This is a genomic window from Microlunatus aurantiacus (assembly GCF_039536605.1).
Taxonomy (GTDB): Bacteria; Actinomycetota; Actinomycetes; order Propionibacteriales; family Propionibacteriaceae; genus Microlunatus; species Microlunatus aurantiacus.
In genome coordinates, this window is the sequence record NZ_BAAAYX010000020.1 from 124,953 (window position 1) to 148,015 (window position 23,063).

A 23,063-nucleotide genomic window follows, 5' to 3' on the forward strand; every position below is an offset into this window, starting at 1 on the left:
AACGGCACGCTCTTCCGCCGTTTCGACGAGCGACGACGTAGCCGGTGAATGCACGTCGGCGTCGCGAGTGGCCTACAAGAAATCGGCGTACGCGGGGAGGTCGAGGACGCCGTTGCCGGACAGGCCGAGCAGGATGGTCTCGTCGGTGGTGGCGGCCCGGGCCCGGGCGAGCGCGCCGGCCACCGCGTGGGTGGACTCCGGGGCCGGGATGAGGCCCTCGGCCCGGGCGAACTCGACCCCGGCCTTGAAGGCGTCGGCCTGGTCGACCGCGATGGCCGTCATCAGTCCGAGGTTCACCGCGTGCGAGACCATCGGCGCCATGCCGTGGTAGCGCAGACCGCCGGCGTGGATGGGGGGCGGGACGAAGTCGTTGCCGAGCGTGTACATCTTCAGCAGCGGGGTCAGACCGGCCACGTCGCCGAAGTCGTAGCGGTACTCGCCCTGGGTCAGCGACGGGCAGGCCGACGGCTCGCAGGCGACCACCTGGGTGCTGGTGCCGTCGCGCAGGTTGCGGCCCAGGAACGGGAAGCTCAGCCCGGCCAGGTTGGAGCCACCGCCCGCGCAGCCGTAGACGACGTCGGCGCCCTCGCCGATCTCGTCCAGCTGGGCCAGCGCCTCGACCCCGATCACCGACTGGTGCAACAGCACGTGGTTCAGCACGCTGCCCAGCGCGTAATGAGCGTTCGGGTCACCGACAGCGGCCTCGACCGCCTCGGAGATGGCCATCCCGAGCGATCCGGTGGTGTCGGGGTCGGCGGCCAGCATGGCGCGTCCCGCCTCGGTCAGGTCCGACGGCGACGGGTGACAGACCCCGCCGTACACCTCCATCTGCATCCGTCGGTAGGGCTTGGAGTCGTAGGAGGCCCGGACCTGCCACACCTCGCACTCCAGCCCGAGCAGCGCGCAGGCCATCGACAAGGAGGCGCCCCACTGCCCGGCGCCGGTCTCCGTGGTGAGCTTGGTGGTGCCCTCGGCGGCGTTGTAGTACGCCTGGGCGACGGCGGTGTTCGGCTTGTGCGAACCGGCCGGGCTGACGCCCTCGTACTTGTAGAAGATCTTGGCCGGCGTGGCCAGCGCCTTCTCCAGCCGGTGGGCCCGGATCAGCGGCGACGGCCGCCAGAGCCGGTAGATGTCCCGCACCGGCTCGGGGATCTCGATCCAGCGCTCGGTGCTGACCTCCTGCTGGATCAGCGCCATCGGGAAGAGCGGAGCGAGATCCTGCGGACCCAGCGGTTCCCGGGTGCCGGGATGCAGCGCGGGGGGCGTGGGCTCGGGCAGGTCGGCGGCCAGGTTGTACCAGTGGGTGGGGACCTGGGACGGCACCACGACGGGCTCGGCACTCACGCGGACTCCTCCGGTCGCTGGGGCTCGTCGGCCGGCTGGGTCGAGTCGGCCCCCCGGGGCTCGTCGGACTGCCGGGGCTCGTCGGACTTCCGGGGCCCGTCCGACCGCTTGCCCCCGGGCACCCACAGCACGTCCCGGTCGATGGTCGGGTCGGTCGCGTTGGCGGCGCGGGACAGGATGAACAGCAGGTCGGACAGCCGGTTCAGGTAGGTGATGGCCAGCAGGTTCACCCCGCCGGGAGCCTCGCTGCCGACCTGCTCCACAGCTGTCCAGGCGGTCCGCTCGGCCCGCCGCACGATGGTCCGGGCGACGTGCAGGTGGGCGGCTGCGGGTGTCCCGCCGGGCAGCACGAAGGAGCGCAGCGCCGGCAGCGGATCGCCGAAGGCGTCGCAGGCCTCCTCGAGCCGGTCGACGTACTCGGCGGTGATCCGCAGCGGCTCGTGCGCGTACGTCTCCTGCAGCGGGTTGCCCAGGTCGGCGCCGAGATCGAACAGCTCGTTCTGCACCCGGCCGAGCAACGTCACCATCGGCTCCGGGAGCTCGGTGGTGGACAGCAGCACGCCCAGCTGGGAGTTGGCCTCGTCCACGTCGCCGTACGCAGCCACGCGCGGGTCCGTCTTGTCGGTCAGCGACATGTCGACCAGCCGGGTCTGCCCACCGTCACCGGTGCGGGTGTAGATGCGCGTCAGGTGAACCACGGCCACACCCTAGTGGCCGGACCGGGGCCAGCGGCGTCGAAGTGGGCGTTCTCCGTCCGGCACCGGGTGGTTACGGTCTCGCCATGACGACGACGGTGTCCTCCCGGGTGGGCTTCCTCGGGCTCGGGGTGATGGGTCAGCCGATGGCGCTGCGGCTGGTGCGGGCCGGGGTCGGGCTGGTGGTCTGGAACCGGACGCCGGACCGCTGCGACCCGGTCGTGGCGGCGGGGGCGCGAGCGGTCGACACCGTGACCGAGGTCGCGGCCGACTGCGCGACCGTCGTGGTCATGCTCGCCGACGAGTTCGCCGTGGACCAGGTGCTGGACCCGGGTGGACCGGGCTTCGCCGACCTGGTCCGGGACCGGCTGCTGATCATGATGGGCACCTACCCGCCCGCCTACTCGGTCGCGCTGCAGGCGGCCGTGCGGGCGGCCGGCGGGTCGTACGTGGAGGCACCGGTCTCGGGGTCCCGAGCCGCGGCCGAAGCGGGTGCGCTGGTGGCCATGCTGGCTGGGGACGACCCGTCGGTGCTGGCCAGGACCCAGGAGCTGCTCGCCTCCGTGGCCGCCCGGGTGGTGCCCTGCGGTCCGGTGCCGTCGGCCCTGCTCACCAAGCTGACGGTGAACTCGTACATAATCACCATGCTGACCGGGCTGGCCGAGGCCGTGCACCTGGGGGACCGGCTGGGGATCGAACGCCGGAGGCTGACCGAGGTGCTGCTGGGCGGCACCCTCGCCTCGCCGGTGCTGGCCACCAAGCTCGAGAAGCTGGCGGCCGGTGACCACAGCGCGCAGGCCGCCATCGCCGACGTGGCCAAGAACACCGGGCTGATCACCACGGCGGCCGCGCGGGCCGGCGCCGCCGCACCGTTGGCCGAGGTCTGTCACCGGCTGTTCGCCGACGCGGTCGACCTCGGCCTGGGGGGTGATGACCTGATCGCGGTGATCAGCTCGCTGGAGGCTCGCGCCGGCAGCCTGTGAGGTCGTCCGCCGTCGGCGTGGCCTCTCGACCGGCCGGGCCCGGTGGGGCAGGGTGAGGGGGTGGGCGGACGTCATGGGCTGCTGGTGACCGGTGTGGTGCTGCTGACCCTGGCGGCCTGCGGGACGATCCCGGCCAACGACCCGCTGCGACCGTCGACCGCAGCCGGTGCCTCCACGCCCGCCGAGACCAGCGCCCCCACGCCGGCGACGTCCGCCGGTAGCCCGGCGGCGACGGGGACCGAGCAGTGCGAGTACGAACCGAGCGGCGACGTGGCGACGTCGGTCCGACCGCCCAGCCCCACCGGGGTGGCGACCAGCGGGACGATCGGCTACGACCTCACCATGACCGAGGGGACCGTGCGGATCACCCTCGACCCGGTGCGGGCGCCCTGCACGGTGCACTCGTTCGTCTCCCTGGCCGAGCAGGGCTTCTTCGACGAGACCCGCTGTCACCGGCTGGTGGACTCCGGCATCTTCCTGTTCCAGTGCGGTGACCCGACCGGCAGTGGCAGTGGCGGACCGGGGTACACGTTCGCCGACGAGCTGGACGGCAGCGAGTCCTACACCAAGGGCGTGATCGCGATGGCGAACGCCGGCGCGAACACCAACGGATCGCAGTTCTTCCTCGTGTTCCGGGACTCGACCTCGTTGGACCAGAAGCCCGACTACACGATCTTCGGGAAGGTCGACCCCTCGGGCATCCCCGTCCTCGAGCGGATGGCCGCCGAAGGTCAGGACGGCACCGACCCGGCCGGTGGCGGGCGCCCGAACAACCCGTCGGAGATCCTCGAGGTCACGCCGGCCGGACGCTGACGCCGGCGCCTGGCACCCGCGTCAGGACGGCGTCAGGAGCGCGGCGGCCGACGCCGGTTCCTCGGCTTCGTCGTGGCGAACTTGGCCACGATGATCAGCAGCCCGATGGCCATGGCCGCGCCGATGATCGAGGCGGCGAACCCGTTGCCCCGGGTCGGCCGGACGGTCTCCAGCACGACCAGTCCGATGTCCGCGGGCAGGGCCAGCGCCGCGGCGAAGATGGTCATCAGCTCGGTCACGCTCTCTCCTCGTCGATCGACACTCACCTGCTGGTTCCCAGCCGATCCTGACGGTGGATGCAGCCGAGGTCCAGCGCTTCCCGATCCGGTGGACCCTGCGATCAGTCCAGACCGACGAACCGGCGCAGCGCGGCCAGGAAGATCTCCGGCTGCTCGCTGTGCACCCAGTGACCCGCGTCCTTGATCGTGAAGGTGGTGGTCCGGGGGAAGAGCGCCCGCATCGCCGGCGCGTACGCCGGGGTGATGTAGTCGGACCTCCCGCCCGCGACCCACAGCACCGGACCCGGGTACGGGGTCGTGCGCAGGTCGGGCCACTCGCCGAGGGCAGCCAGCTCGGCACCGAGCAGAGACAGGTTCATCTGCCAGCGCCAGCCGCTCGCGCTGCCGGGATCGCGGCGCAGGTTCTGCAGCAGGAACGAGCGCACCACCTCGTCGGGCACGTACGGCACCAGCTGCGCGTCCGCCTCCGCGCGGGTCTGCAGCCGCTCGAGGTCGATCGACAGCATGCCGGTGACGTAGTCGGCGAAGCCGCTCAGCCGCTCGTAGTGGACGGGGGCGATGTCGGCCACCACCAGCCGCTCCACCAGCTGCGGTCGGAGCAGGGCCATGGCCATCGCGACCTTGCCGCCCATCGAGTGCCCGACGACGGTCAGCGGGTCGGCGTCGACCGACGACAACACGTCCGCGATGGCGACCGCCAGGTCGGCGTACGTCACCCGCTCGGTCCAGCCGGACTGGCCGTGGTTGGGCAGGTCCAGCATGATCACCCGCGCCTGCTCGGACAGCACCTTGGCGATCGAGGTCCAGTTCTTGCCCTGCCCGAAGAGGCCGTGCAGCAACAGCACCCGCGGGCCGGTGTCGCCCTGCTCGGTGTAGTGCAGACCGTCCCGGTCGACCACGACGCGGGGTTTCATCGGTCCCTGCTCACGAGCGCCGGCTCCAGCACCCGGTGTGCCAGTGGCGCCGCTCGGTGACGGGGGAGTCCACCATCCACGACGTCGGCTCGGCGGGCCAGACCACCACGTGGGGCGTGCCGGGCGGAATCGACCGCGAACAGCCCGGGCAGCGGTACTCCTTGGTCGCCGCGGCTCCGGCGATGCTGCGGACGACCCAGCGCCCGTCGGTCCGCTGCTCCGCCCGGGCGTGCCCGGACCCCAGCGGCCGGGGCGCTCGCAGGTGCTTGCTCGGACGTCGGGCCACGGGAGAAGTCTGGCAGAACGGTGGGAACGGACCGGGCGGTCCGTCGCCAGGGTGGGGACCGGTCCGTCGGCGCCCGGTAGGTTGACCGGGTGCGTTTGCTGATCGCCCGGTGCCAGGTCGACTACGCGGGTCGGTTGACCGCCCACCTGCCGATGGCGACCCGCCTGATCCTGGTCAAGGCCGACGGGTCGGTGTCCATCCACGCCGACGACCGGGCCTACAAGCCGCTGAACTGGATGAGTCCGCCCTGCACGGTGACGGTGCGGCCCGCCGACACGGTCGTCGCCCCCACCGACCCGGCGGCGGCGGGGCTGGCCGGTGAGCCGCTGACCGAGGTGTGGGAGGTCAAGGGCCGCGACGGCGACACGCTGCTGATCTCCCTGGCCGAGGTGCTGCACGACACCCAGCACGATCTGGGGATCGACCCGGGGCTGCAGAAGGACGGTGTGGAGGCGCACCTCCAGGTGCTGCTCGCCGCCCATCCGGAGACGCTGGGCCCGGGCTGGACCCTGGTCCGGCGCGAGTACCCGACAGCGATCGGCCCGGTGGACCTGCTCTGCCGCGACGCCGAGGGCGCGTACGTGGCCGTGGAGATCAAGCGGCGCGGCGAGATCGACGGGGTGGAGCAGCTGACCCGCTACCTGGACCTGCTGAACCGGGACCCGCTGCTCGGCTCGGTCCGCGGGATGTTCGCCGCCCAGCAGATCAAGCCGCAGGCCCGGGTGCTGGCCGGCGACCGTGGCATCGCCTGCCTGACGGTCGACTACGACGTGCTGCGCGGCACCGACGACCCGACCGCGCGCCTGTTCTGAGACGCCCGTGTCCGAGCCCATGGTCCTGAGCCGGTCGTGCGACCCGTCCTGGTGGTGATCGGCGGCCTGCCCGCGTCCGGCAAGTCGACGCTCGCCGAGGCGCTGGCCCGCGAGACGGCGACCCCCTACGTGCGGGTCGACCGGATCGAGCAGGCGATCGTGGACTGGACGGCGCTGACGCACCCGGTCGGTCCCGTGGGGTACGCGGTGGCGCACCGACTCGCCGCCGAACAGCTCCGGCTGGGTCTGGACGTGGTCGTGGAGTGCGTCAACCCGGTGGCGGTGACGCGGGACGCCTGGCCGGGCACGGCGGAGCAGGCCGGTGCCGCCCTCGTGGAGGTCGAGGTCGTCTGCTCCGACGCCGCCGAGCACCGTCGGCGGGTCGAGCAGCGGCCCACCGACGTCGAGGGACTGGTGAAACCGTCCTGGGCGGAGGTCCTCGGCCGGGAGTACGAGCCCTGGACCCGCGAGCGGGTCGTCGTCGACACCGCGACCACCGCCGTCGCCGCCGCCGTTCGGCGCGTGGTCGCGGCCCGGGAGACGGCTCGCACGTCGTCCTCGACGGCGTAGGGAGGCTGTCGGCGTGGCCGCCGCCGAGGGAGCGGGCAGGATGGCGGGGTGAGCACCGATCGCGTCGTCGAGATCGAGGCCGGCACCCTGGCGGGCTCGGCCCGGGGTGCTGTCGACGTCTGGCTGGGAGTGCCGTACGCCGAGCCGCCGGTCGGACGGCTGCGCTTCACCGCCCCGACCGAGGTCCGCCGGTGGCGCGGTGTCCGGCCGGCCGTCGTCGTCGGCGGGGCCGCCCAGCAGCTGGCGGCGGTGACGGCCGCGAGGTCGTCCCTCGGCACCCCGAGCGAGGACTGCCTCTACCTGAACGTGTTCGCGCCGGCCGTCCCGGCGCCACCGCGCCCGGTGCTGGTCTGGATCCACGGAGGCGCCTTCACCAGCGGCAGCGGGGCGCTCTACGACGGATCGGACCTCGCGGCCTCCGGTGACGTGGTGGTCGTCACCCTCAACTACCGGCTCGGTGTCCTCGGTCTCGTCGACCTCGGTGCGGTGACCGACGCCGACATCCCGTCCAACCTGGGACTGCGCGACCAGATCGCTGCGCTCGCCTGGGTCCGCGACAACATCGCCGCGTTCGGTGGGGACCCGGCCCGGGTGACCGTGGCGGGTGAGTCGGCCGGATCGATAGCGGTGTCGCTGCTGCTGACGGCACCCAGCGCCCGCGGGCTGTTCCGCTCCGCGATCATGCAGAGCGGTTCCTACAGCCTGATCCACGGAGCCGACGTGCGAGCGGAGGTCGCGCAGCGGTACGCCGACGAGCTGGGGCTCGGGCCGTCCGACGCCGACCGGCTCTGGGAGGTGCCGGCCGAGCGGCTGCTGGCCGCCCAGCACGCGGTGCGGCGCGCCGTCCGGGGCACCGTGCCGGCCGCGCCCTGGTTCGACGGTGACCTCGTGCCCGACTCCCTGGCCGCCGCCCAGGCGGCCGTACGACCCGAGGTGCCCCTGCTGATCGGGCACAACCACGACGAGGTGACCCTGTTCCAGCTGCTGCCGGGCGACATCATGCCCACCACCCGGGCGGCCCTGACCACGCGCCTGCGGGCCGCGCTGCCCGCCGCCCACGCCGAGGCGGTGATAGCGGCCTACCCGGACACCCTGCTCGGCACCCGGGCGCTGGGCACCGACCTGAACTTCGCCGTGCCCACCCGTCACTTCGCGGAGCGGCACCGGGCGGCGGGCGGACCGACGTGGTGCTACCGGTTCGACGCGTCAGTGCCGTTGATCGGTGCGGCGCACGCGTCCGAGCTGCCTTATCTGTGGGACTGGACCGGGCCGACGGCGGCGATCCTCCGCGGTCGTCGGACGGCGGCTCGCCGCGCGCTCGGCCGGCGGCTCAAGGACCACTGGACCGCCTTCGTCCGCGACCAGGCGCCGGGACCTGACTGGCCCGCCTTCACGCTGCCGGAACGACCGACCACCGTCTTCAGCCCCGGCGGCGACCGGGTCGAGACCGGGGCCGCCGTACGACACGAGGTGTGGCGGGGGAGCGACGTGATGCCGCGTGACTGACCCGCAGCCGTCGCCCGGCGAGGCGCTCGAGCACGTCGACGTGCTGGTGATCGGCGCCGGGCTGTCCGGGGTGGGCGCCGCCTGCCACCTGCGCCGGGAGTGCCCGGACAAGACCGTGGTCGTCCTCGAGGCGCGCGAGCGGATCGGCGGCACCTGGGACCTGTTCCGCTACCCCGGTGTCCGGTCCGACTCCGACATGTTCACCCTCGGCTACGACTTCCGTCCCTGGCGCTCCAGCCGGGCCATCGTCGACGGGCCGTCGATCCTCGCGTACGTCATCGAGACGGCCCGCGCGTACGGGGTGGACCGGCAGATCCGCTTCCGGCACCGCGCCGTACGGGCGGAGTGGTCGAGCGAGACGGCTCGGTGGACGGTCACCGTGGACCGGGGCGAGGCGGGAACGGTGGCGCTGACCTGCTCGTGGCTCTACGCCTGCACCGGCTACTACCGCTACGACCAGGGCCACCGGCCGACCTTCCCCGGGGAGGCCGATTTCGGCGGGCCGATCGTGCACCCGCAGCAGTGGCCCACCGACCTCGACGTCCGGGGCCGCCGGGTGGTGGTGATCGGCAGTGGCGCCACCGCTGTCACGCTGGTGCCGGCTCTGGCCGCGCAGGGCGCCCACGTGACCATGCTGCAGCGCTCGCCGACCTACATCGCCACCGTGAGGTCGGTCGACGCCACGGCCGAACGGATCCGGCGGCGGTGGCCGACCTGGGTCGGCGACGTGGTTGTGCGCTGGAAGTACCTGCTGACCAGCATGGTGATCTACCGACTGAGCCGGCGGCGGCCCGAGCGGATGAAGGCCCTGCTCCGCCGGGGAGCGGTGGCCCAGCTGCCGGCCGGCTTCGACGTCGAGACCCATCTCACCCCCAGCTACCAGCCCTGGGACCAGCGGCTGTGCGCGGTGCCGGACGGCGACCTCTTCCGCGCCATCCGGGCCGGGAGCGCCGACATCGTGACCGACGGCATCGACCGCTTCACCCCCGCAGGCATCCGGCTCGTCTCGGGGCGCGAGCTGGCGGCCGACGTGATCGTCACCGCCACCGGTCTGACCGTGCTGGCGCTGGGCGGGATGGAGCTGGTGGTCGACGGCGACGTGGTCGATCCCGCGAGAACCGTGGCGTACAAGGGACTGATGATGTCCGGTGTGCCGAACTTCTCCCTCACTCTGGGCTACACGAACGCCTCCTGGACGCTCAAGGCCGATCTGGTGGCGCGCTACGTCTGTCGCCTGCTGCGCCACCTCGACCGCCGGGGCCTCCGCAGCGCCACGCCGGTCGCTCCCGACTTCCCCGAGGACCAGCTGACGGGCCTCATCGACCTCCGGTCCGGCTACGTGCGGCGCGGTGGGCAGCGCCTGCCGCGGCAGGGTCCAGTGGCGCCGTGGAGACTGCACCAGAACTACCTGCGTGACCTCGTGCTGCTGCGCTGGGGTCGACTGACCGACGGACTGCGGTTCGACCGCCTCCGCCCGGTCACGACGAGGAGGGTCCATGATCGACTACCGGTTCGCTGACGGCACCGCCCTGGTCACCGGGGCGGCGAGCGGCATCGGCGAGGCCCTGACCCACGGGCTGGCCGCCCGCGGCAGCCACCTCGTGCTGCTGGACCGGGCCGCCGACCGCCTCTCGGCCGTGGCGGACGACGTCCGGCGGCAGCACCCCGCGGTGCGGGTCGAGACGGTCGTCGCCGACCTCTCCGACCACGAGGCGACGATCGAGCTCGGGGCCCGACTGGCCCACGACCACCCGGAGCTGACACTCGTGGTGAACAACGCCGGGGTGGCCCTGGCCGGGTCGTTCACCGAGCTCAGCCTGGACGAGTTCGACTGGCTGATGGAGATCAACTTCCGGGCGGTGCTGACCCTGACCCACGCGCTGGTCCCCGTCCTGCTCCGGCACCCCGGATCGGCCCTGGTCAACGTGTCCAGCGTGTTCGGCCTGATCGCACCGCCGACGCAGACGGCGTACGTCACCAGCAAGTTCGCCGTCCGTGGGCTGACCGAGTCGCTGCGGGCCGAGCTGCTGGGGCGGGTCGGTGTCACCTGCGTCCACCCGGGCGGCATCGACACCCGCATCGCCGTCGACGCCCGCGTGAGCGAGGGCGCGGACGCCGGGGAGGTGGACCGCGGGCTGCCGGTGATCGCGTCCCTGCTGCGGATCCCGGCGTCGGTCGCCGCCGAGCGGATTCTCGAGGGAGTCCGCCGCCGGCGTCCCAGGGTCCTGATCGGCGCGAGCGCCCGGCTGCCGGACCTTGCGGCCCGCGTCGCCCCGGGCTCGTACGGGCGGGTGCTCACCCTGCTGCTGGCCGCCGGGAGACGCCGGGTCAGCCGGCCCCGCGTCGATCGCTAGCGGCGTCGATCGTTAGCGGGGTCGATCGGTAGCGCGTCGATCGGCCGGGACAGGGTGCTGACTGATCTCTGCGATCGGGTCGAGCGAGCGAGGCGAGGATCACGCCAGGAGCGATGCGAAAATCACGGCCAGGAGCTGCGGATCCCGTCTGCTGCCTCGCAGGTCCAGCTGATCGTCGATCCGTGCGCCAGGTAGGGCTCCCGGCCACCAGCGTGACTCACCACTCGGGCGCTGGCGTGCCGGCACTGTTCGGCCCACTGCCATCGAGGCACCGACTGCGCCGCGGCGACTCCGCCGACGACCGACAGCACGATCACCAGCCCCACGACCAACGGGCGCCCCGGCTGGGGTCGCTCGGTCGGTCGTGTGGTGACACCGGCACCGCTCGCGGTCCTCACCGCCTCCGCCACCAGTGTTCTCCGGTGCGGACCGGATGTCGCGTACGGCGTGGTCGGGCGCGTGGGGCAGTGCCGTTTGTCGCCCCGGAGTCACGTCCGGTGGTGCGGGGTGAGCGGGCTGGTCCGGATGTCGCCGGGGAGCCGCGTCCGGTGTGGTCGGGCGTGTGAGGCAGTGCCGCTTGTCGCCGGGGAGTCACATCCGGCGTGGCCGGGCGTGTGGGGCAGCGCCGGTTGTCGCCTGGGAGTCGCGTCCGGTGTGGTCGGGCGCGCTGGGCAGCGCCGGTTGTCGCCCCGGAGTCACGTCCGGCGATGAGGACGCCAGGCAGCCGGGTCAGGATGTCGTGGAGAGGATGTCGAGAACGCGGGATCGGTTCCGTCTCCCGTACGCAGGCCGCGTCCGCGGCCACCGACCGAGAGGACCACAGCACCGTGAGCCAGTACGCCGTCCTGATCTACCACGACGACTCCGCGCACGCTCCGGACGCGACTCCGGAGGACACCGCCTCCTGCGACGAGCACGCCGATGAGCTCGAGGCCGCCGGGTCGATGGTGCTGGCCTACGCGCTGACGCCCCGGCACATGGCCACCTCACTGAGACCAGGTTCCCGAATCCCGGAGCCGTTCGTGCCCGACGGCCCGATCGTGGCCGGCTTCTACATCATCGAGGCCCCGGATCTGGAGGCCGCGCTGACGATCGCCGCCACCAACCCGGTGCTGCAGGAGGGTGGCGGGGTCGAGGTGCGGCCGGTCCACAGCGGTGGCCTGGTCGAGCACTGACCCTCAGGCGCCGAACCGCTGGAGCACCTCAGCGGCCAGGTCGGCCGGCATACGGCCCTCGACCTCCAGCCGCCAGCTGCCGGGCAGGTCCGGTAGGTGCCGGGCGTACGCGTCGTGGTCGGCGCGCAGGAAGTCGGGGTCCTTGCTCAGCCCGCGTCCCGGGTCACCGAGCGCGCGGGTCAGCGAGGCGTCGTAGTCGGCGATCAGGACCACGTGGAAGATCGGGATGCCGGCCGGCAGGCGGTCGCGCACCTGCCGCACCTCCTCAGGAGTGGAGGTCCCCTCGTCGACCACGACGTCGATGTCCGTCGCACACCAGGCGCCGACGAGCTGCGCGTGGATGGCGTGGGCCTGGTCCCAGCTGGGCAGGGTGGGCAGCGCCATCTCCGCCACCGTGTCGAGATCGGTGAGCGCGACCGACCGGCCCGAGGCGCGGAGCAGCCGGCAGACCTCCGCGGCCAGCGTGCTCTTCCCGGCGGCGATGGGCCCGGTGATCATCAGCAGCCTCGAGCCAGGCGCACCGCCGGCGGGCCGAGGCTCCCGGGCCGCCAACAGCTGCTCGCGCAGGATGTCGGCGTGACCGTTGTGCTGGGCGAGCTCGCGGAGCACCTGCAGCTGGATCCAGCGCAGGGTCATCGGCCCCAGCCGGTGCCCGCTGACGACGTGGTCGGCGGCGTACGCGGCCTCGACCTCCCTGGCCACCGCACCGGCGCGGTCGTAGTCCGCCAGCACCGAGGCGATCGTGTCCGACGGCCCGAGCGCGAACGAGTCGTCGACGGTGTCGGGCTGCCCGAGCTCGGTCCGCGGGGTTCCGGTGACCGCTTCGCCGTACCAGACCACCTGCAGGAAGGTGGCGTGCTTGACCAACCCCAGCACGGTGGTCAGCGACGGCACCAGGCGGGCGCGGGCCTCGTCCTCGGTCAGACCGTCCAGGGTCGCCCGGAGGGTGGCTCGCTGAGCCTCCAGGAACAGGGCGAGCTGTCCGGACTCCGCGAGCGTCCGTTCGGCGAAGACGCGGCTGGGCGCAGGTCGAGGACTCGTCATGGGTGCAGAGTCTGCCTCGACCCGCTTCCGGGGACGAGGGGCAGCGGCCCTCAGCCGGCGCGGAGCCCGACCGCGGCCAGCACCCCGAGGTGATCGGTGCGGCTGACCCGGACCCGGCTGAAGTCGGTGACGGTCAGATCCGCGCTGACCAGCAGGTGGTCGATGGCGATCAACGGGGGCAGCGCACCCTCGGCCGGGAACGTCGGCCGCCACCCGGCTCCGACGAGGTCGTCGGCGTCGCGGAAGCCCCGGGCGGCGTACTGCCGGAGGCTCGGGTGGCTGTCGACCGCGTTGAAGTCTCCCGCCACCACCGTGCGCGTGGTGGGCACGTGCTCCAGGACCTGCAGCTGGGCGGGCCACCAGTCCTGGCCGCCGAGCCTGGGGCGTCGCGGGTGGACGGCCGCGACGGAGATCGGCCCCAGTCCCGGGACGGTGACGGTGGTCAGCCAGTTCTGCGCGCCGCCCGCCGGGTCCAGCCGCTCGCCGGCGGTCAGCGGGTAGCGGCTGTAGATCCGGGTGCCCGACGGTCCGCCCTCGGGCAGCGGACCGCCGCTCGCGTACGGGAAGTCCTCCTCGAAGCCGCTCGCGACCAGACCGTCGGCGGCCGAGCGGGTGATCTCGACCAGCACCACCACGTCGGCGCCGCCGGCCGCCGATCGCAGCGACGACGGGTCGGCCGCGCCGAACAGGAGGTTCTGGGAGAGGACGGTGACGCGTTCCGGACCGGCGACAGGGTCACGGTCGGCCACGACGTCGGGCAGCAACCAGGAGCCGTGCAGGACGGTCAGGGCGACCGTGAGCCCGATCGCAGCCAGCCGGACCGGGCCGCCGCGCGACAGCAGCACCGAGGCGAGCAGGGCGACCAGGGCGACGCCGTACGCCAGCAGGGCGAAGTCGACGAACGAGGTCACCATCGCCCACGTGTCGCGGGCGATCCCGGGCACGACGTCGATCCTGCGGGCCAGGGTGCAGCCGGCGCCGACGACGAGCGCCGCCCCACCGAAGGTCGCACACCACCGTGCTGCCACGGCGCGGGCACCGACCACGCGTGCACCCGCGTCCTGTGTCCTCACCCGGCAGGCTCAGGTCCGCGTCAGCCGGCGCATCAGTGCGAGGACGCTGCGGCGTACCCGGTGGTGCTCTCGTCGTGGGTCTCGGTCGACGACTCGACGACGACCGGCTGGTTCCCCCGGGTCTCGTCGACGTCGCTCAGCTCCAGCGACGGCACCTCCGGCAGGCTCTGAGCGGTCTCGGCGGCCAGGGCGCTGAGGGAGGTGAGCTGGCTGAGCATCGCCTGCTTGCGACGGTCCAGCAGATCCTGCTCACGCCGCATCTGCCGGCGCCGCCAGGCGAACTCCTGCCGGGCCCGCTCGTCGATGGTGTCGGCCTGAGCCTGGGCCCGCCCGACGATCGCGTCGGCTTCCGCGATCGCGGCACGCTTCACCCGCTCGGCCTCGTGGAGGGCGTCGTTGCGGAGCCGGGCCGCGACATCGGTCTGCTCGGCCAGGTGCGTGGCCGCCTGGGTCTGCAGCCGGCTGGACTCACCCAGCAGCGCCTCGATCCTGGCCTGGGCCTCGTCGCTGACCTGACGCAGATCTGTCAGCGCCTGGTCCCGCTCCACGGCGGTCTGCTCCCGGAGCGCCGCGGCGTCCCGCTCGGCCGCTCCCAGCAGCTGGCGGACCTCGATCTGCGCCGACTCCAGCCGGGCGGCACTGAGCCGCTCGTTCTCGATCAGCAGTGCCTCCGCCTCGACCCGGGCGCTGGCCAGCAGCTGCTCGGACTCGAACCGGGCGTGCTCGTAGACCGCCTGGGCGTCGGCGTCGGCCTGACGCCTGAGGTTGTCCAGCTCACCCAGCTGACGGTCCCGGATGCCGGCGAGCTCGTTCTCCGCGCGCTCCCGCTGCTGCCGGGTCTCGGTGTCGGTCTGCTCGAGCAGCCGGTCGGCCTCGCGCTGAGCCTGCGCGGTCAGGTCCCCGGCCTGCTCCTCGGCCACCCGCAGGATCTCCTGAGCGCGGCCGCCGAGGTTGTTGAAGTCCGGGTGAGCGGACTCCTGGGCCCCGGTCAGGTCGTGACGGAGCTGACCGTTCTCGGTGATCAGGCGCTGCACCTGGGCGTCGAGGTCGTTCAGCCGGGACTGGAGGGAGCGGACGAAACCGTCCACGGCGTCGCGGTCGTAGCCGCGACGGTTGATCGGGAAGTCGCTGGAGGGGAGAGGTGCGCCTGAGTACGCCACGGCCGGGTCCTTGTCTGTCTTGCTGGTGTCGTGCGGAGCGGGGGAGGGTGCTGGGTCAGCGGTTGCCGCGGTCGTCGGCCGCCATCTGCTCGGCGGAGATGACGACTGTGGCGTCCGGGTCGTGAGCGTCGTCGGAGTCGGAGGTCTCCGTCCGGGAGCGGCTCGAGGTCGCGGTCTCGTCGGTGCTGTCGGCGTCGATCCCGTCGGTGTCGGTCGCGGGGGTTTCGGTGGACACGGAGGTCTCGGTCACGTCCTCCTGCTCGACCACGTCCGGCTGGGCGTCGTCCTGGTGTGCGTCGTGCTGGTGTGCGTCGTGCTGGTCCTCGGTGGGCCCGGAGCCCTCCGCCGGGTCGACGGTGTCGTGGTCGGTGTCGCCGTCGGACTGGCTGTCGGGCTGCTCGGTGTCGCCGGTCGGGCGCTGGCCCTCGGGCAGCGCCGGGGCGAGGCCAGGCGGCAGCATGACCGTGCGGTCACCCAGCTCGCCGTCGAAGTCGTCGAGGTCGTACGGCTCGGGGAACGACGTCGCGGTCTCCTGGGCCAGGGCGGACAGGCTGGCCAGCTGGGCGAGCACGGCCTGCTTGCGCTGACCCAGCAGGTCGGTCTCCCGGCGGAGCTGCTCCTTGCGCCAGGCGAACTCCGCCTGGGTGCGCTCGCTGATGGCCGCGGCCTGCTTCTTGGCCGCCTCGACCCGGTCCTCGGCCTCCTTGACCGAGGACAGCTTGAGCTGCTCGGCCTCGTGCAGCGCCTCCTCCCGGATCCGGGTGGCCTCGGCGATGTCGGCCTCGAGCCGGGCCGCGGACTCCTCGTGGTAGCGGGTCGCCTCCGTGAGCATCGCCGACGTCTGCTGGGACGCCTCCTCCTGCGCCCGGCGGAGCTCGGTCAACGCCGCCTCACGCTCGACCGCGATCTGCTGCCGGGTGTCGGCGATCTCGCGCTCGACCACCCGACGCAGCTCCTCGGTGTCCAGGTAGGTCTGCTGGCGTACGGACTGCACGTCGTGCTCGGCCTCGCGGCGCAGCGACTCCGCCTGCCGGCGGCCGGCCTCCAGCAGGGCCTCCGACTCGGCCTTGGCCCGGTCGAGGTTCGTGGCCCCGTCCGCCTGCAGCCGGGCTCGGACCTTGTCGATCTCGGCCAGCCCGCCCGACTTCAGCTCGTTGCCCTCCCGGGCGGCCTGGTCGCGGGTGGAGTCGGCCTCCCGCCGTGCCTCCTCGCGGAGCCGCTCGGCGTCCGCGGTGGCCCGGTCCAGGACGTCGCGGGCCTGCTCCTCGGCCAGCCGGAGGATCTCGGAGGCCCGACCGCCCAGGTTGGTGTAGTCGGCCTCGTTGTGGGAACGGCTCTCCTCCAGCTGCCGCTTCAGCTCGCCGGTCTGCTTCTCGGCCGTGGCGGCCTGCTGCCGCACCTGCACCATGGTGGCCTCGAGGGACCGGACGTAGTCGTCGACGGCCGCCCGCTCGTAGCCACGCAGGGCCGACGGGAAGTTCCCCGCCGCGCTGGCGGCGTCATCGAAGAGCCCGAGTCCGGTGTTGTCCGACGTCATTGCTGTCCTGTCTCCATACGCTCGACGGCCGCAGCCGCTTGAACCAACTCGATCAGCACCCCGCCGGTGTCCTTGGGGTGCACGAAGTTGATCCGAGACCCCCCTGTGCCAGTTCTGGCTGCATCATAAAGCAGCCGCAAACCCTTTCTCCGAAGGACACTCGCGGCGTGGTCGATGTCTTCGACCCGGTAGGCCAGCTGCTGCAGACCCGGTCCGGACCGCTCCAGGAACCGGGCCAACGCACTCTGCGCGTGCAACGGCGCCAGCAGCTGGAGCTGGGTGCCGGACGTGTCGCCGGGCGGCGCCAGCATGGCCTCGGCCACCCCCTGCTCGACGTTCTCCTCGCGATGGAGGAGCACCAGACCGAGCACGGCGGTGTGGAAGGTGATCGCGGCATCGAGATCGGGCACCGCCACGCCCACGTGGTCGATGGCGATGAGACCCGGCACCGGCACCGGGGCGGCTGACGACATGGCGCCACCCTGCCATGCGGACGCGGTGCCAGACTGTCCGAAGCACCGTGACGAGGCGAAGGAGACGGCGATGGTGGCGGGATCGGTGATCGTGGGCGGAGCACGGACCCCCTTCGGCAAGCTGCTGGGCGGGCTCGCGGGCGTGCCGGCGACCGTGCTCGGGGGCCACGCCATCCGCGCCGCCCTCGCCCGGGCGGGGATCGCCGGCGACCAGGTGGACGCTGTCGTCCTCGGTCAGGTGCTGCAGGCCGGCTGCGGGCAGCTGCCCGCGCGCCAGGCCGCGGTGCACGGGGGCGTCCCGATGTCGGTCCCCTCGGTCACCGTCAACAAGGTGTGTCTGTCCGGTCTGGCGGCGGTCGCGCAGGCCGACCAGCTGATCCGGGCGGGCGAGGCCGACGTCGTCGTCGCCGGCGGCATGGAGTCGATGACCAGGGCGCCGCACCTGCTGCCGGGGTCGCGGTCCGGGTTCACCTACGGCGACGTGACGCTGCGGGACCACCTGGCCTTCGACGGCCTCTGGGACGCCTTCACCGACCAGGCCATGGGACGGCTCACCGAGGCGTGCAACACCGGTGCGGAGGAGGTGACCCGGGCCGAGTCGGACGCCTTCGCCGCCCGGTCCCACCAGCGTGCGGAGGCGGCCGCGGCGCTTCTCGCCGCCGAGATCGTCGGAGTCGAGGTGCCACGACGTCGGGGCGAGCCGGTGACGGTCCGGCTCGACGAGGGCGTACGCGCCGGCGTCACGGCCGAGGGGCTGGGCGGGCTGCGGCCCGCGTTCGGCTCCGACGGGATCATCACGGCGGCCTCCTCGAGTCCGATCTCCGACGGCGCCGCCGCGCTGGTGGTGGCCTCGGCGGACGCCGCCGAACGGCTGGGCCTGTCGGTGCTGGCCCGGATCGGTGCGTACGGCCAGGTGGCCGGCCCCGACTCCTCCCTCCAGCTGCAACCGGCCCACGCCATCGGCCGGGCCCTGGCCAGGCAGGGCCTCCGGGTCGCGGACCTGGACCTGATCGAGATCAACGAGGCGTTCGCCCCGGTCGCTCTGGCCAGTGCCCGGGCCCTCGGGCTGAGCGCTGACGAGACCGACCAGCGGGTCAACGTGCACGGCGGGGCGATCGCGCTGGGTCACCCGATCGGTGCCTCGGGAGCCCGGCTGGTGCTGCACCTGGCGTACGAGCTGCAGCGGCGGGGGAGCGGGACCGCGGTCGCCTCCCTGTGCGGTGGCGGGGGTCAGGGCGACGCCCTGATCCTGACCGCGGCCTGATGGGCGCGCCACCGGACGGCCCCGAGCTGGACCTCCTGGTCGGGCAGGCCCGCGCCGGCCGGGCCCGGGCGATCGGGCGACTGGTGAGTCTGGTGGAGAACCACGACCGACGCCTCCCGACGCTGATGGCCCTGCTGGCGGCCGACACCGGCCGCGCCCGCGTGATCGGGCTCACCGGCTCTCCCGGGGTCGGCAAGTCCACCACCGTCGCGGCGCTGGTCACCGCGCTCCGGGCCCGCGACGAGCGGGTGGCCGTGCTGGCCGTCGACCCGAGCTCCCCGTTCTCCGGCGGGGCGCTGCTGGGGGACCGGGTCCGGATGCAGACGCACGCGCTGGACCCGCAGGTCTTCATCCGGTCGATGGCCACCCGGGGGCACCTGGGCGGCTTGGCGGTGGCGGCACCCCAGGCGATCCGGGTGCTGGACGCGGCCGGCTTCGACACGGTGCTGGTGGAGACCGTCGGCGTCGGTCAGTCCGAGGTCGACGTCGCCGGACAGGTCGACGCGACGCTGGTGCTGCTGGCGCCCGGCATGGGGGACGGCATCCAGGCCGCCAAGGCCGGGGTGCTGGAGATCGGCGACCTGTTCGTGGTCAACAAGGCCGACCGGGACGGTGCCCACGTGGTGGTCCGTGAGCTCCGGAACATGATCGCGCTGGCTCAGCGGGAACCGCAGGACTGGAAGCCACCGGTGCTCAGCACCAGCGCGGTCGACGGCACCGGCGTGGCCGAGCTGCTGGTCGAGCTGGACCGGTTCCACGCGCACGCCTCGGCCTCCGGGCTGCTGTCGCAGCGCCGCCATGACCGTGCCCGCCGCGAGGTCGAGTCCCTCGTGCTGGCCCGGTTGCGGGCGGGACTGCCGGTGGCCGGCCGTGCCGGACTCGACGGGCTCGCGGCCGAGGTGAGCGCCGGACGGCTGGACGCGTACGCCGCCGCCGACCGGGTGCTGAACCGCTCGTGAGCGACCGGCTCTCAGTCTCAACTTCAGCCTGAGACCGGTTGGGCGTGGCGCTGTCGGCGTGCATGAGAGGCGGCTGAGCGTGGGGTAGAAAAGTCACGACACCACGCACGACCTGCCGTCGTGCGCCGAGACCAGCTGTGGGAGTGAACGCACCGATGAAGTGGATCAAGCGGATGCTGCTGCTGTTGGTCGTGGGCTTCGTGCTGTTCTACCTGGTGAACCAGCCCCAGGGTGCCGCCGACGCCGTCCGGGGCGCCGCGGCGGCGGTCGGCACCGCGATCAGCTCCCTGATCACCTTCTTCAACGCGCTCGCCGGCTGACCCCGGTGTCCGGTCCGCTGGCCTGGCTCGACCCCGGTGTCGAGCGCTACCTGCTCGTGGAGGACGGGGAGCAGATGCGGGACCAGGTCACCCGCCACTGGGCGGCCAGCGTGTGGCCCGGCCTCCGGTTCGGCGTCGGGCTGTGGATCCTCGCCGGCGCCTTCGTGTTCACGTCCTGGTTCTTCTGGGTCGTGCTGGTGCTGTCGCTCGCTGTCGTGGTCAACGCCGGCTGGGTGCTGGCCGAGCAGTTCCGGGACCGCTTCGTGGTCACCAACCAGAAGGTCTACCGGGTGCACGGCAACCTCAACCAGCTCCGGGCGAGCATGCCGCTGACCCGGATCCTGGACATCACCGTGGACCGTCCCGTGCTGGGCCGGATCCTCGGCTACGGTCACTTCGTGTTCGAGTCCGCCGCCCAGGACCAGGGGCTGCGGGAGATCAAGTGGGTCTCCGAGATCGACGACCGAGAGCGCCTGATCCAACGGGTGATCCACGAGGCCGGCCTCGGCACGGGACCGACGACGACCACCGGCACGGAGGACGACGGGACGTGACCACCGGACGCGCACCGCTGCCGTTCGACCCCATCCTGGAAGCGGCTCGGCTGTGGGACCAGCGCTGGGACGAGACGCCGCGGATGCGGGCGGTGACGTCCCTGATGCGCGTCCACCAGCTGGTGCTCACCGAGCTCGACGAGCTGCTGCGGCCGCTGGGTCTGACCTTCGCCCGCTACGAGGTCCTCGTGCTCCTCTCCTTCTCCCGGCGGGGCGCGCTCCCGCTGGGCAAGATCGGCGAGCGGCTGCAGGTCCATGCCACCTCGGTCACCCCGCTGGTCAAGCGACTGGAGAGTGCCGGCCTGATCCAGCGGACCCCGCACCCCGAGGACGGTCGGGCGGTCCTCGCTTCCATCACCCCCGACGGTCAGCGGGTGCTCCAGCAGGCCACCGAGGCCATCGTCGGCGCCCGGTTCGGTCTCGCCGCGATGTCCGACGAGCAGTGCGACGACCTCACCTCCCTGCTCACCCCGCCGCGCTCGGCCGCGGGCGACTTCTGACCCCCCGCCCGCCCGCCGGTGCCGGGGTCGTCCGGGTGCTGGCGGTCGCCGACGCCGACTCCTACCTCAAGTGGAGTGCCTCGACCCTCGACCGGCTGCCGGCGGAGTGGGACCGCCGGCAGGTGCTGCTCAGCTCACCCATCGCCCCCTCCCCGGAGCAGTCGCTGGCGGCCACCGGCGTGCCCACCACCCGTCTGTCGCTGCTCGGTCTGCACCGGCTGCTGCGGCGGGAGCGACCGGACGTCGTGTTGCTGGCCTGCACCGGGCCGACCGTCGCCCTGCTGGCCGGTCTGCCCGCCGTCCGGGGTCGGGACCGGCCCGTCCTGGTCACCGGCCTGCCCGGGATCAGCATCCCGGCGTCGGCGCGGGCCGTGGCCCACCGCTGCGGCTGCGACCTGCTGGTCGTGCACAGCCGACGCGAGCGGCTGGAGTTCGCCCGGCTGGCGGCGACGCTCGCCCCCGGCCTGGTCGTCGCCCTCAACGGGTTGCCGTTCCTGACCCGTGACCCGTCCGGACGCACCGCGGCTCCCGCGGGCGCGGACGTGGTCTTCGCCGCTCAGGCCAAGGTGCCACCCGAGCGTCGCGACCGGGAGGCGATCCTGCTGGCCCTCGCCGACGTCCGGCCCGCCGGCGCCGCCGTGGTCAAGGTCCGGGCGCTTCCCGGTGAGCAGCAGACCCACCGCGAGGACCTCCCGTACGCCGACCTGTGGGCCGACCTGCTGTCGACGGGACGGGTGCCGGCCGGCACCGTACGGTTCGCTGCCGGGTCGATGCGAACGGCGCTGGCGGGTGCACGGAGCCTGGTGACCGTCTCCTCGACGGCGGCCCTGGAGGCGATCGACACGGGTGTCCCGGTGGTCGTGCTGGACGACTTCGGGGTGTCGGAGGACCTGATCAACACGGTCTTCGTGGACTCCGGCTGTCTGGGTGACCTGGCCGACGTACGGGCCGGCCGGGCCCACCGGCCCGACCCGGCGTGGCTGGCCGACAACTACTTCCACCCGGCGGCCGAGGACGATCTCGAGGTGCAGGTCCGCGCCCTGGTCGCCCGCCGGGACGAGGCGCGGCTGCCGGCCCGCCGCGGACCGAGCGGCTCGCGGCGGGGTCGGGCGGCGGCCCGGCTGCTGCTGCCGGGATGGGTCGTCCGTCCGCTGCGGACGCTCCGCCGGTGGGGGAACCGGGCGCGGCGACGCCTCAGTCGCTGAGGGCGCCGGAGCGGGCGGCGAGCACCAGATCGCAGACCTCGCGGACGGCTCCGTGGCCGCCGGGCCGGGTCAGCACCAGGCGGGCGGCCCGGAGGACCTCGGGATGGGCGTCGGCGACCGCGATCGGCCAGCCCACGGCCGCCATCACCGGCAGGTCGTTGACGTCGTTGCCCACGTACGCCACGTCGGCGGCCCGGAGACCGCGACGGTCGAGCCAGGCCGTGAGCGCGCACACCTTGTCGTCCACGCCCTGCAGGACGTCGACCCGCAGCTTGGCCCCGCGGGCGCCGACCACCGGGTTGCGCTCCTTGGACACGATGACGAAGGGGATGCGCGCCTCGCGCAGCATCGCGACCCCGAGACCGTCGCCCCGGGACACCCGGACGGCCTCGACCGCGTCCTGGTCGACCAGGACCCGGTCGTCGGTGTGCACACCGTCGAAGTCGGTGGCCACCGCCGTGACGGGCAGCACCGCGGGCCGGGGATCGACCAGGGGTGCCAGGGCGCCGGCGACGGCGAGGTCGGCCTCGGTGTCGATCTCCATCGCGGTCAGCTCGGGCACCGGCACCACGGCGGTCCGGTCGAAGAACCGGTGACCGACAGCGGCGAAGCGGTCGGCCCGGAACGCGTAGAAGGCACCGGTCTCGCGGTACTCCGGAGGGCGGTCCTGTCGACGCTGCCGGTGGGCTGCCTCGTGGTTGACCCCGACCACGCGGTCCCCCTGAGGGCGCCACAGGAAGGTGTGGTTGTCGATGGCAGAGAACACGGAGTCCGCCCGATCGCTCAGCACGAGGTCGACAGCAGCGTCGAGGTCGGAGGCGGCCACGAACGGGCTGGAGCACTGCAGGAACACCAGGACGTCCACCCGTGGACCGTCCTGCGACAGCACCTCCAGCGCGTGCACCAGCGCCGACTCCGAGCTGGCCGTGTCGCCGGCCAGCGCGGCGGGTCGGTCGATCACGATCGCCCCGGCGGCGGCCGCCTCGGCTGCGATGGCGGCGTCGTCGGTGGAGACGCACACCTGCGTGATCGCGGTGGCGTCACGGGCGGCGCGGACGGCCCGGCCGACCAGGGAGACGCCGCCGACCCGCCGCAGGTTCTTGCCCGGCACCCCCTTGGAGCCACCCCGGGCGGGGATGACGGCGACGACCCGGGGCGCGGCAGAGGGATCCACGCGCGGACCGTACGGGTGGGGGGTGACGCGGTGGTGAACGACAGGTGACCGGTGCTGACCGACGTGCCGTCGGCCGGCCGGGTCGTCATCGTCAGGGTCATCATCGTCA

At 73.1% G+C, this 23,063-nt stretch carries 25 protein-coding genes; 14 read left to right on the plus strand and 11 right to left on the minus strand.

Going from position 1 to position 23,063, the window contains the following annotated elements; translation table 11 throughout:
• Nucleotides 1–72: 72 nt before the first annotated feature.
• Nucleotides 73–1,344, minus strand: coding sequence for a TrpB-like pyridoxal phosphate-dependent enzyme (locus ABD714_RS18955; protein WP_344814010.1), 1,272 nt, complete (start codon nt 1,342–1,344; stop codon nt 73–75).
• Complete coding sequence (locus ABD714_RS18960) at nt 1,341–2,042, minus strand: cob(I)yrinic acid a,c-diamide adenosyltransferase (RefSeq protein ID WP_344814011.1); 702 nt, start codon at nt 2,040–2,042, stop codon at nt 1,341–1,343. The genes ABD714_RS18955 and ABD714_RS18960 overlap by 4 nt, the downstream gene beginning before the upstream one ends.
• 83 nt (nt 2,043–2,125) lie before the next feature.
• On the opposite strand from ABD714_RS18960, the gene ABD714_RS18965 reads away from it, so the two are divergent.
• Together ABD714_RS18965 and ABD714_RS18970 are read left to right on the plus strand one after the other, a co-directional pair.
• The gene (locus tag ABD714_RS18965; RefSeq protein ID WP_344814012.1) at nt 2,126–3,022 is read left to right on the plus strand and encodes an NAD(P)-dependent oxidoreductase; all 897 of its coding nucleotides are present in this window, start codon (nt 2,126–2,128) and stop codon (nt 3,020–3,022) included.
• Nucleotides 3,023–3,082: 60 nt separating this feature from the next.
• A complete protein-coding gene (locus ABD714_RS18970; RefSeq protein ID WP_344814013.1) occupies nt 3,083–3,835 on the plus strand; it encodes a peptidylprolyl isomerase in 753 nt (250 codons plus the stop codon).
• A gap of 32 nt (nt 3,836–3,867) precedes the next feature.
• Here ABD714_RS18970 and ABD714_RS18975 read toward each other — a convergent pair whose 3' ends face one another.
• The 3 genes from ABD714_RS18975 to ABD714_RS18985 form a co-directional block, all read right to left on the minus strand.
• Nucleotides 3,868–4,074, minus strand: a complete 207-nt coding sequence (locus ABD714_RS18975) for a hypothetical protein (RefSeq protein ID WP_344814014.1) — start codon at nt 4,072–4,074, stop codon at nt 3,868–3,870.
• 101 nt (nt 4,075–4,175) lie between these two features.
• Nucleotides 4,176–4,988 (minus strand): alpha/beta fold hydrolase, encoded by an 813-nt coding sequence (locus tag ABD714_RS18980; RefSeq protein WP_344814015.1) that lies wholly within the window; start codon nt 4,986–4,988, stop codon nt 4,176–4,178.
• A gap of 10 nt (nt 4,989–4,998) precedes the next feature.
• Nucleotides 4,999–5,274: a hypothetical protein gene (locus ABD714_RS18985; protein ID WP_344814016.1), complete on the minus strand. Its 276-nt coding sequence runs from the start codon at nt 5,272–5,274 to the stop codon at nt 4,999–5,001.
• 89 nt (nt 5,275–5,363) lie between these two features.
• Here ABD714_RS18985 and nucS point away from each other — a divergent pair, with 89 nt between their 5' ends.
• The 6 genes from nucS (at nt 5,364) to ABD714_RS19015 (ending at nt 11,691) form a co-directional block, all read left to right on the plus strand.
• On the plus strand, nt 5,364–6,086 hold the full coding sequence (nucS, locus tag ABD714_RS18990; protein WP_344814017.1) for an endonuclease NucS: 723 nt from the start codon (nt 5,364–5,366) through the stop codon (nt 6,084–6,086).
• Between the two features lie 36 nt (nt 6,087–6,122).
• On the plus strand, nt 6,123–6,656 hold the full coding sequence (locus ABD714_RS18995) for a P-loop nucleotide/nucleoside kinase family protein (RefSeq protein ID WP_344814018.1): 534 nt from the start codon (nt 6,123–6,125) through the stop codon (nt 6,654–6,656).
• 48 nt (nt 6,657–6,704) lie between these two features.
• The gene (locus ABD714_RS19000) at nt 6,705–8,162 is read left to right on the plus strand and encodes a carboxylesterase/lipase family protein (RefSeq protein ID WP_344814019.1); all 1,458 of its coding nucleotides are present in this window, start codon (nt 6,705–6,707) and stop codon (nt 8,160–8,162) included.
• The gene (locus ABD714_RS19005) at nt 8,155–9,681 is read left to right on the plus strand and encodes a flavin-containing monooxygenase (protein ID WP_344814020.1); all 1,527 of its coding nucleotides are present in this window, start codon (nt 8,155–8,157) and stop codon (nt 9,679–9,681) included. Before ABD714_RS19000 ends, ABD714_RS19005 begins: the two co-directional genes overlap by 8 nt.
• Nucleotides 9,659–10,516, plus strand: a complete 858-nt coding sequence (locus ABD714_RS19010; RefSeq protein WP_344814021.1) for an SDR family NAD(P)-dependent oxidoreductase — start codon at nt 9,659–9,661, stop codon at nt 10,514–10,516. The genes ABD714_RS19005 and ABD714_RS19010 overlap by 23 nt, the downstream gene beginning before the upstream one ends.
• An 827-nt stretch (nt 10,517–11,343) precedes the next feature.
• Nucleotides 11,344–11,691 carry a YciI family protein gene (locus ABD714_RS19015; protein ID WP_344814022.1) on the plus strand — a complete coding sequence of 116 codons (348 nt, stop codon included), beginning with the start codon at nt 11,344–11,346 and terminating at the stop codon, nt 11,689–11,691.
• Nucleotides 11,692–11,694: 3 nt separating this feature from the next.
• Here the strand turns inward: ABD714_RS19015 and ABD714_RS19020 are convergent, their stop codons facing one another.
• From ABD714_RS19020 to mce, 5 genes are read right to left on the minus strand one after another with little or no spacing between them, the layout of a single operon-like run.
• The gene (locus ABD714_RS19020; RefSeq protein WP_344814023.1) at nt 11,695–12,735 is read right to left on the minus strand and encodes a mycothiol transferase; all 1,041 of its coding nucleotides are present in this window, start codon (nt 12,733–12,735) and stop codon (nt 11,695–11,697) included.
• A gap of 50 nt (nt 12,736–12,785) precedes the next feature.
• A complete protein-coding gene (locus ABD714_RS19025; protein ID WP_344814024.1) occupies nt 12,786–13,808 on the minus strand; it encodes an endonuclease/exonuclease/phosphatase family protein in 1,023 nt (340 codons plus the stop codon).
• A 32-nt stretch (nt 13,809–13,840) separates the two neighbouring features.
• A complete protein-coding gene (locus ABD714_RS19030; protein WP_344814025.1) occupies nt 13,841–14,968 on the minus strand; it encodes a DivIVA domain-containing protein in 1,128 nt (375 codons plus the stop codon).
• 55 nt (nt 14,969–15,023) lie between these two features.
• Nucleotides 15,024–16,505, minus strand: coding sequence for a coiled-coil domain-containing protein (locus tag ABD714_RS19035; protein WP_344814026.1), 1,482 nt, complete (start codon nt 16,503–16,505; stop codon nt 15,024–15,026).
• Complete coding sequence (gene mce / locus ABD714_RS19040; protein WP_344814027.1) at nt 16,502–16,978, minus strand: methylmalonyl-CoA epimerase; 477 nt, start codon at nt 16,976–16,978, stop codon at nt 16,502–16,504. Before mce ends, ABD714_RS19035 begins: the two co-directional genes overlap by 4 nt.
• A gap of 70 nt (nt 16,979–17,048) precedes the next feature.
• Between mce and ABD714_RS19045 the strand changes: the two genes are divergently transcribed.
• The 6 genes from ABD714_RS19045 to ABD714_RS19070 all read left to right on the plus strand — a co-directional run bounded on the left by ABD714_RS19045 (nt 17,049) and on the right by ABD714_RS19070 (nt 21,780).
• A complete protein-coding gene (locus ABD714_RS19045; protein ID WP_425562420.1) occupies nt 17,049–18,242 on the plus strand; it encodes an acetyl-CoA C-acetyltransferase in 1,194 nt (397 codons plus the stop codon).
• Nucleotides 18,242–19,201, plus strand: coding sequence for a methylmalonyl Co-A mutase-associated GTPase MeaB (meaB, locus tag ABD714_RS19050; protein ID WP_344814028.1), 960 nt, complete (start codon nt 18,242–18,244; stop codon nt 19,199–19,201). The genes ABD714_RS19045 and meaB overlap by 1 nt, the downstream gene beginning before the upstream one ends.
• 155 nt (nt 19,202–19,356) lie before the next feature.
• Nucleotides 19,357–19,521, plus strand: coding sequence for a hypothetical protein (locus ABD714_RS19055; protein WP_344814029.1), 165 nt, complete (start codon nt 19,357–19,359; stop codon nt 19,519–19,521).
• A 5-nt stretch (nt 19,522–19,526) separates the two neighbouring features.
• The gene (locus ABD714_RS19060; RefSeq protein ID WP_344814030.1) at nt 19,527–20,075 is read left to right on the plus strand and encodes a PH domain-containing protein; all 549 of its coding nucleotides are present in this window, start codon (nt 19,527–19,529) and stop codon (nt 20,073–20,075) included.
• Nucleotides 20,072–20,575, plus strand: a complete 504-nt coding sequence (locus ABD714_RS19065) for a MarR family winged helix-turn-helix transcriptional regulator (protein ID WP_344814031.1) — start codon at nt 20,072–20,074, stop codon at nt 20,573–20,575. The genes ABD714_RS19060 and ABD714_RS19065 overlap by 4 nt, the downstream gene beginning before the upstream one ends.
• 35 nt (nt 20,576–20,610) lie before the next feature.
• Nucleotides 20,611–21,780, plus strand: coding sequence for a DUF6716 putative glycosyltransferase (locus ABD714_RS19070; RefSeq protein ID WP_344814032.1), 1,170 nt, complete (start codon nt 20,611–20,613; stop codon nt 21,778–21,780).
• Here the strand turns inward: ABD714_RS19070 and ABD714_RS19075 are convergent.
• Nucleotides 21,770–22,954: a cytidylyltransferase domain-containing protein gene (locus ABD714_RS19075; RefSeq protein WP_344814033.1), complete on the minus strand. Its 1,185-nt coding sequence runs from the start codon at nt 22,952–22,954 to the stop codon at nt 21,770–21,772. The two genes, ABD714_RS19070 and ABD714_RS19075, sit on opposite strands and share 11 nt — an antisense overlap.
• Nucleotides 22,955–23,063: the final 109 nt, after the last annotated feature.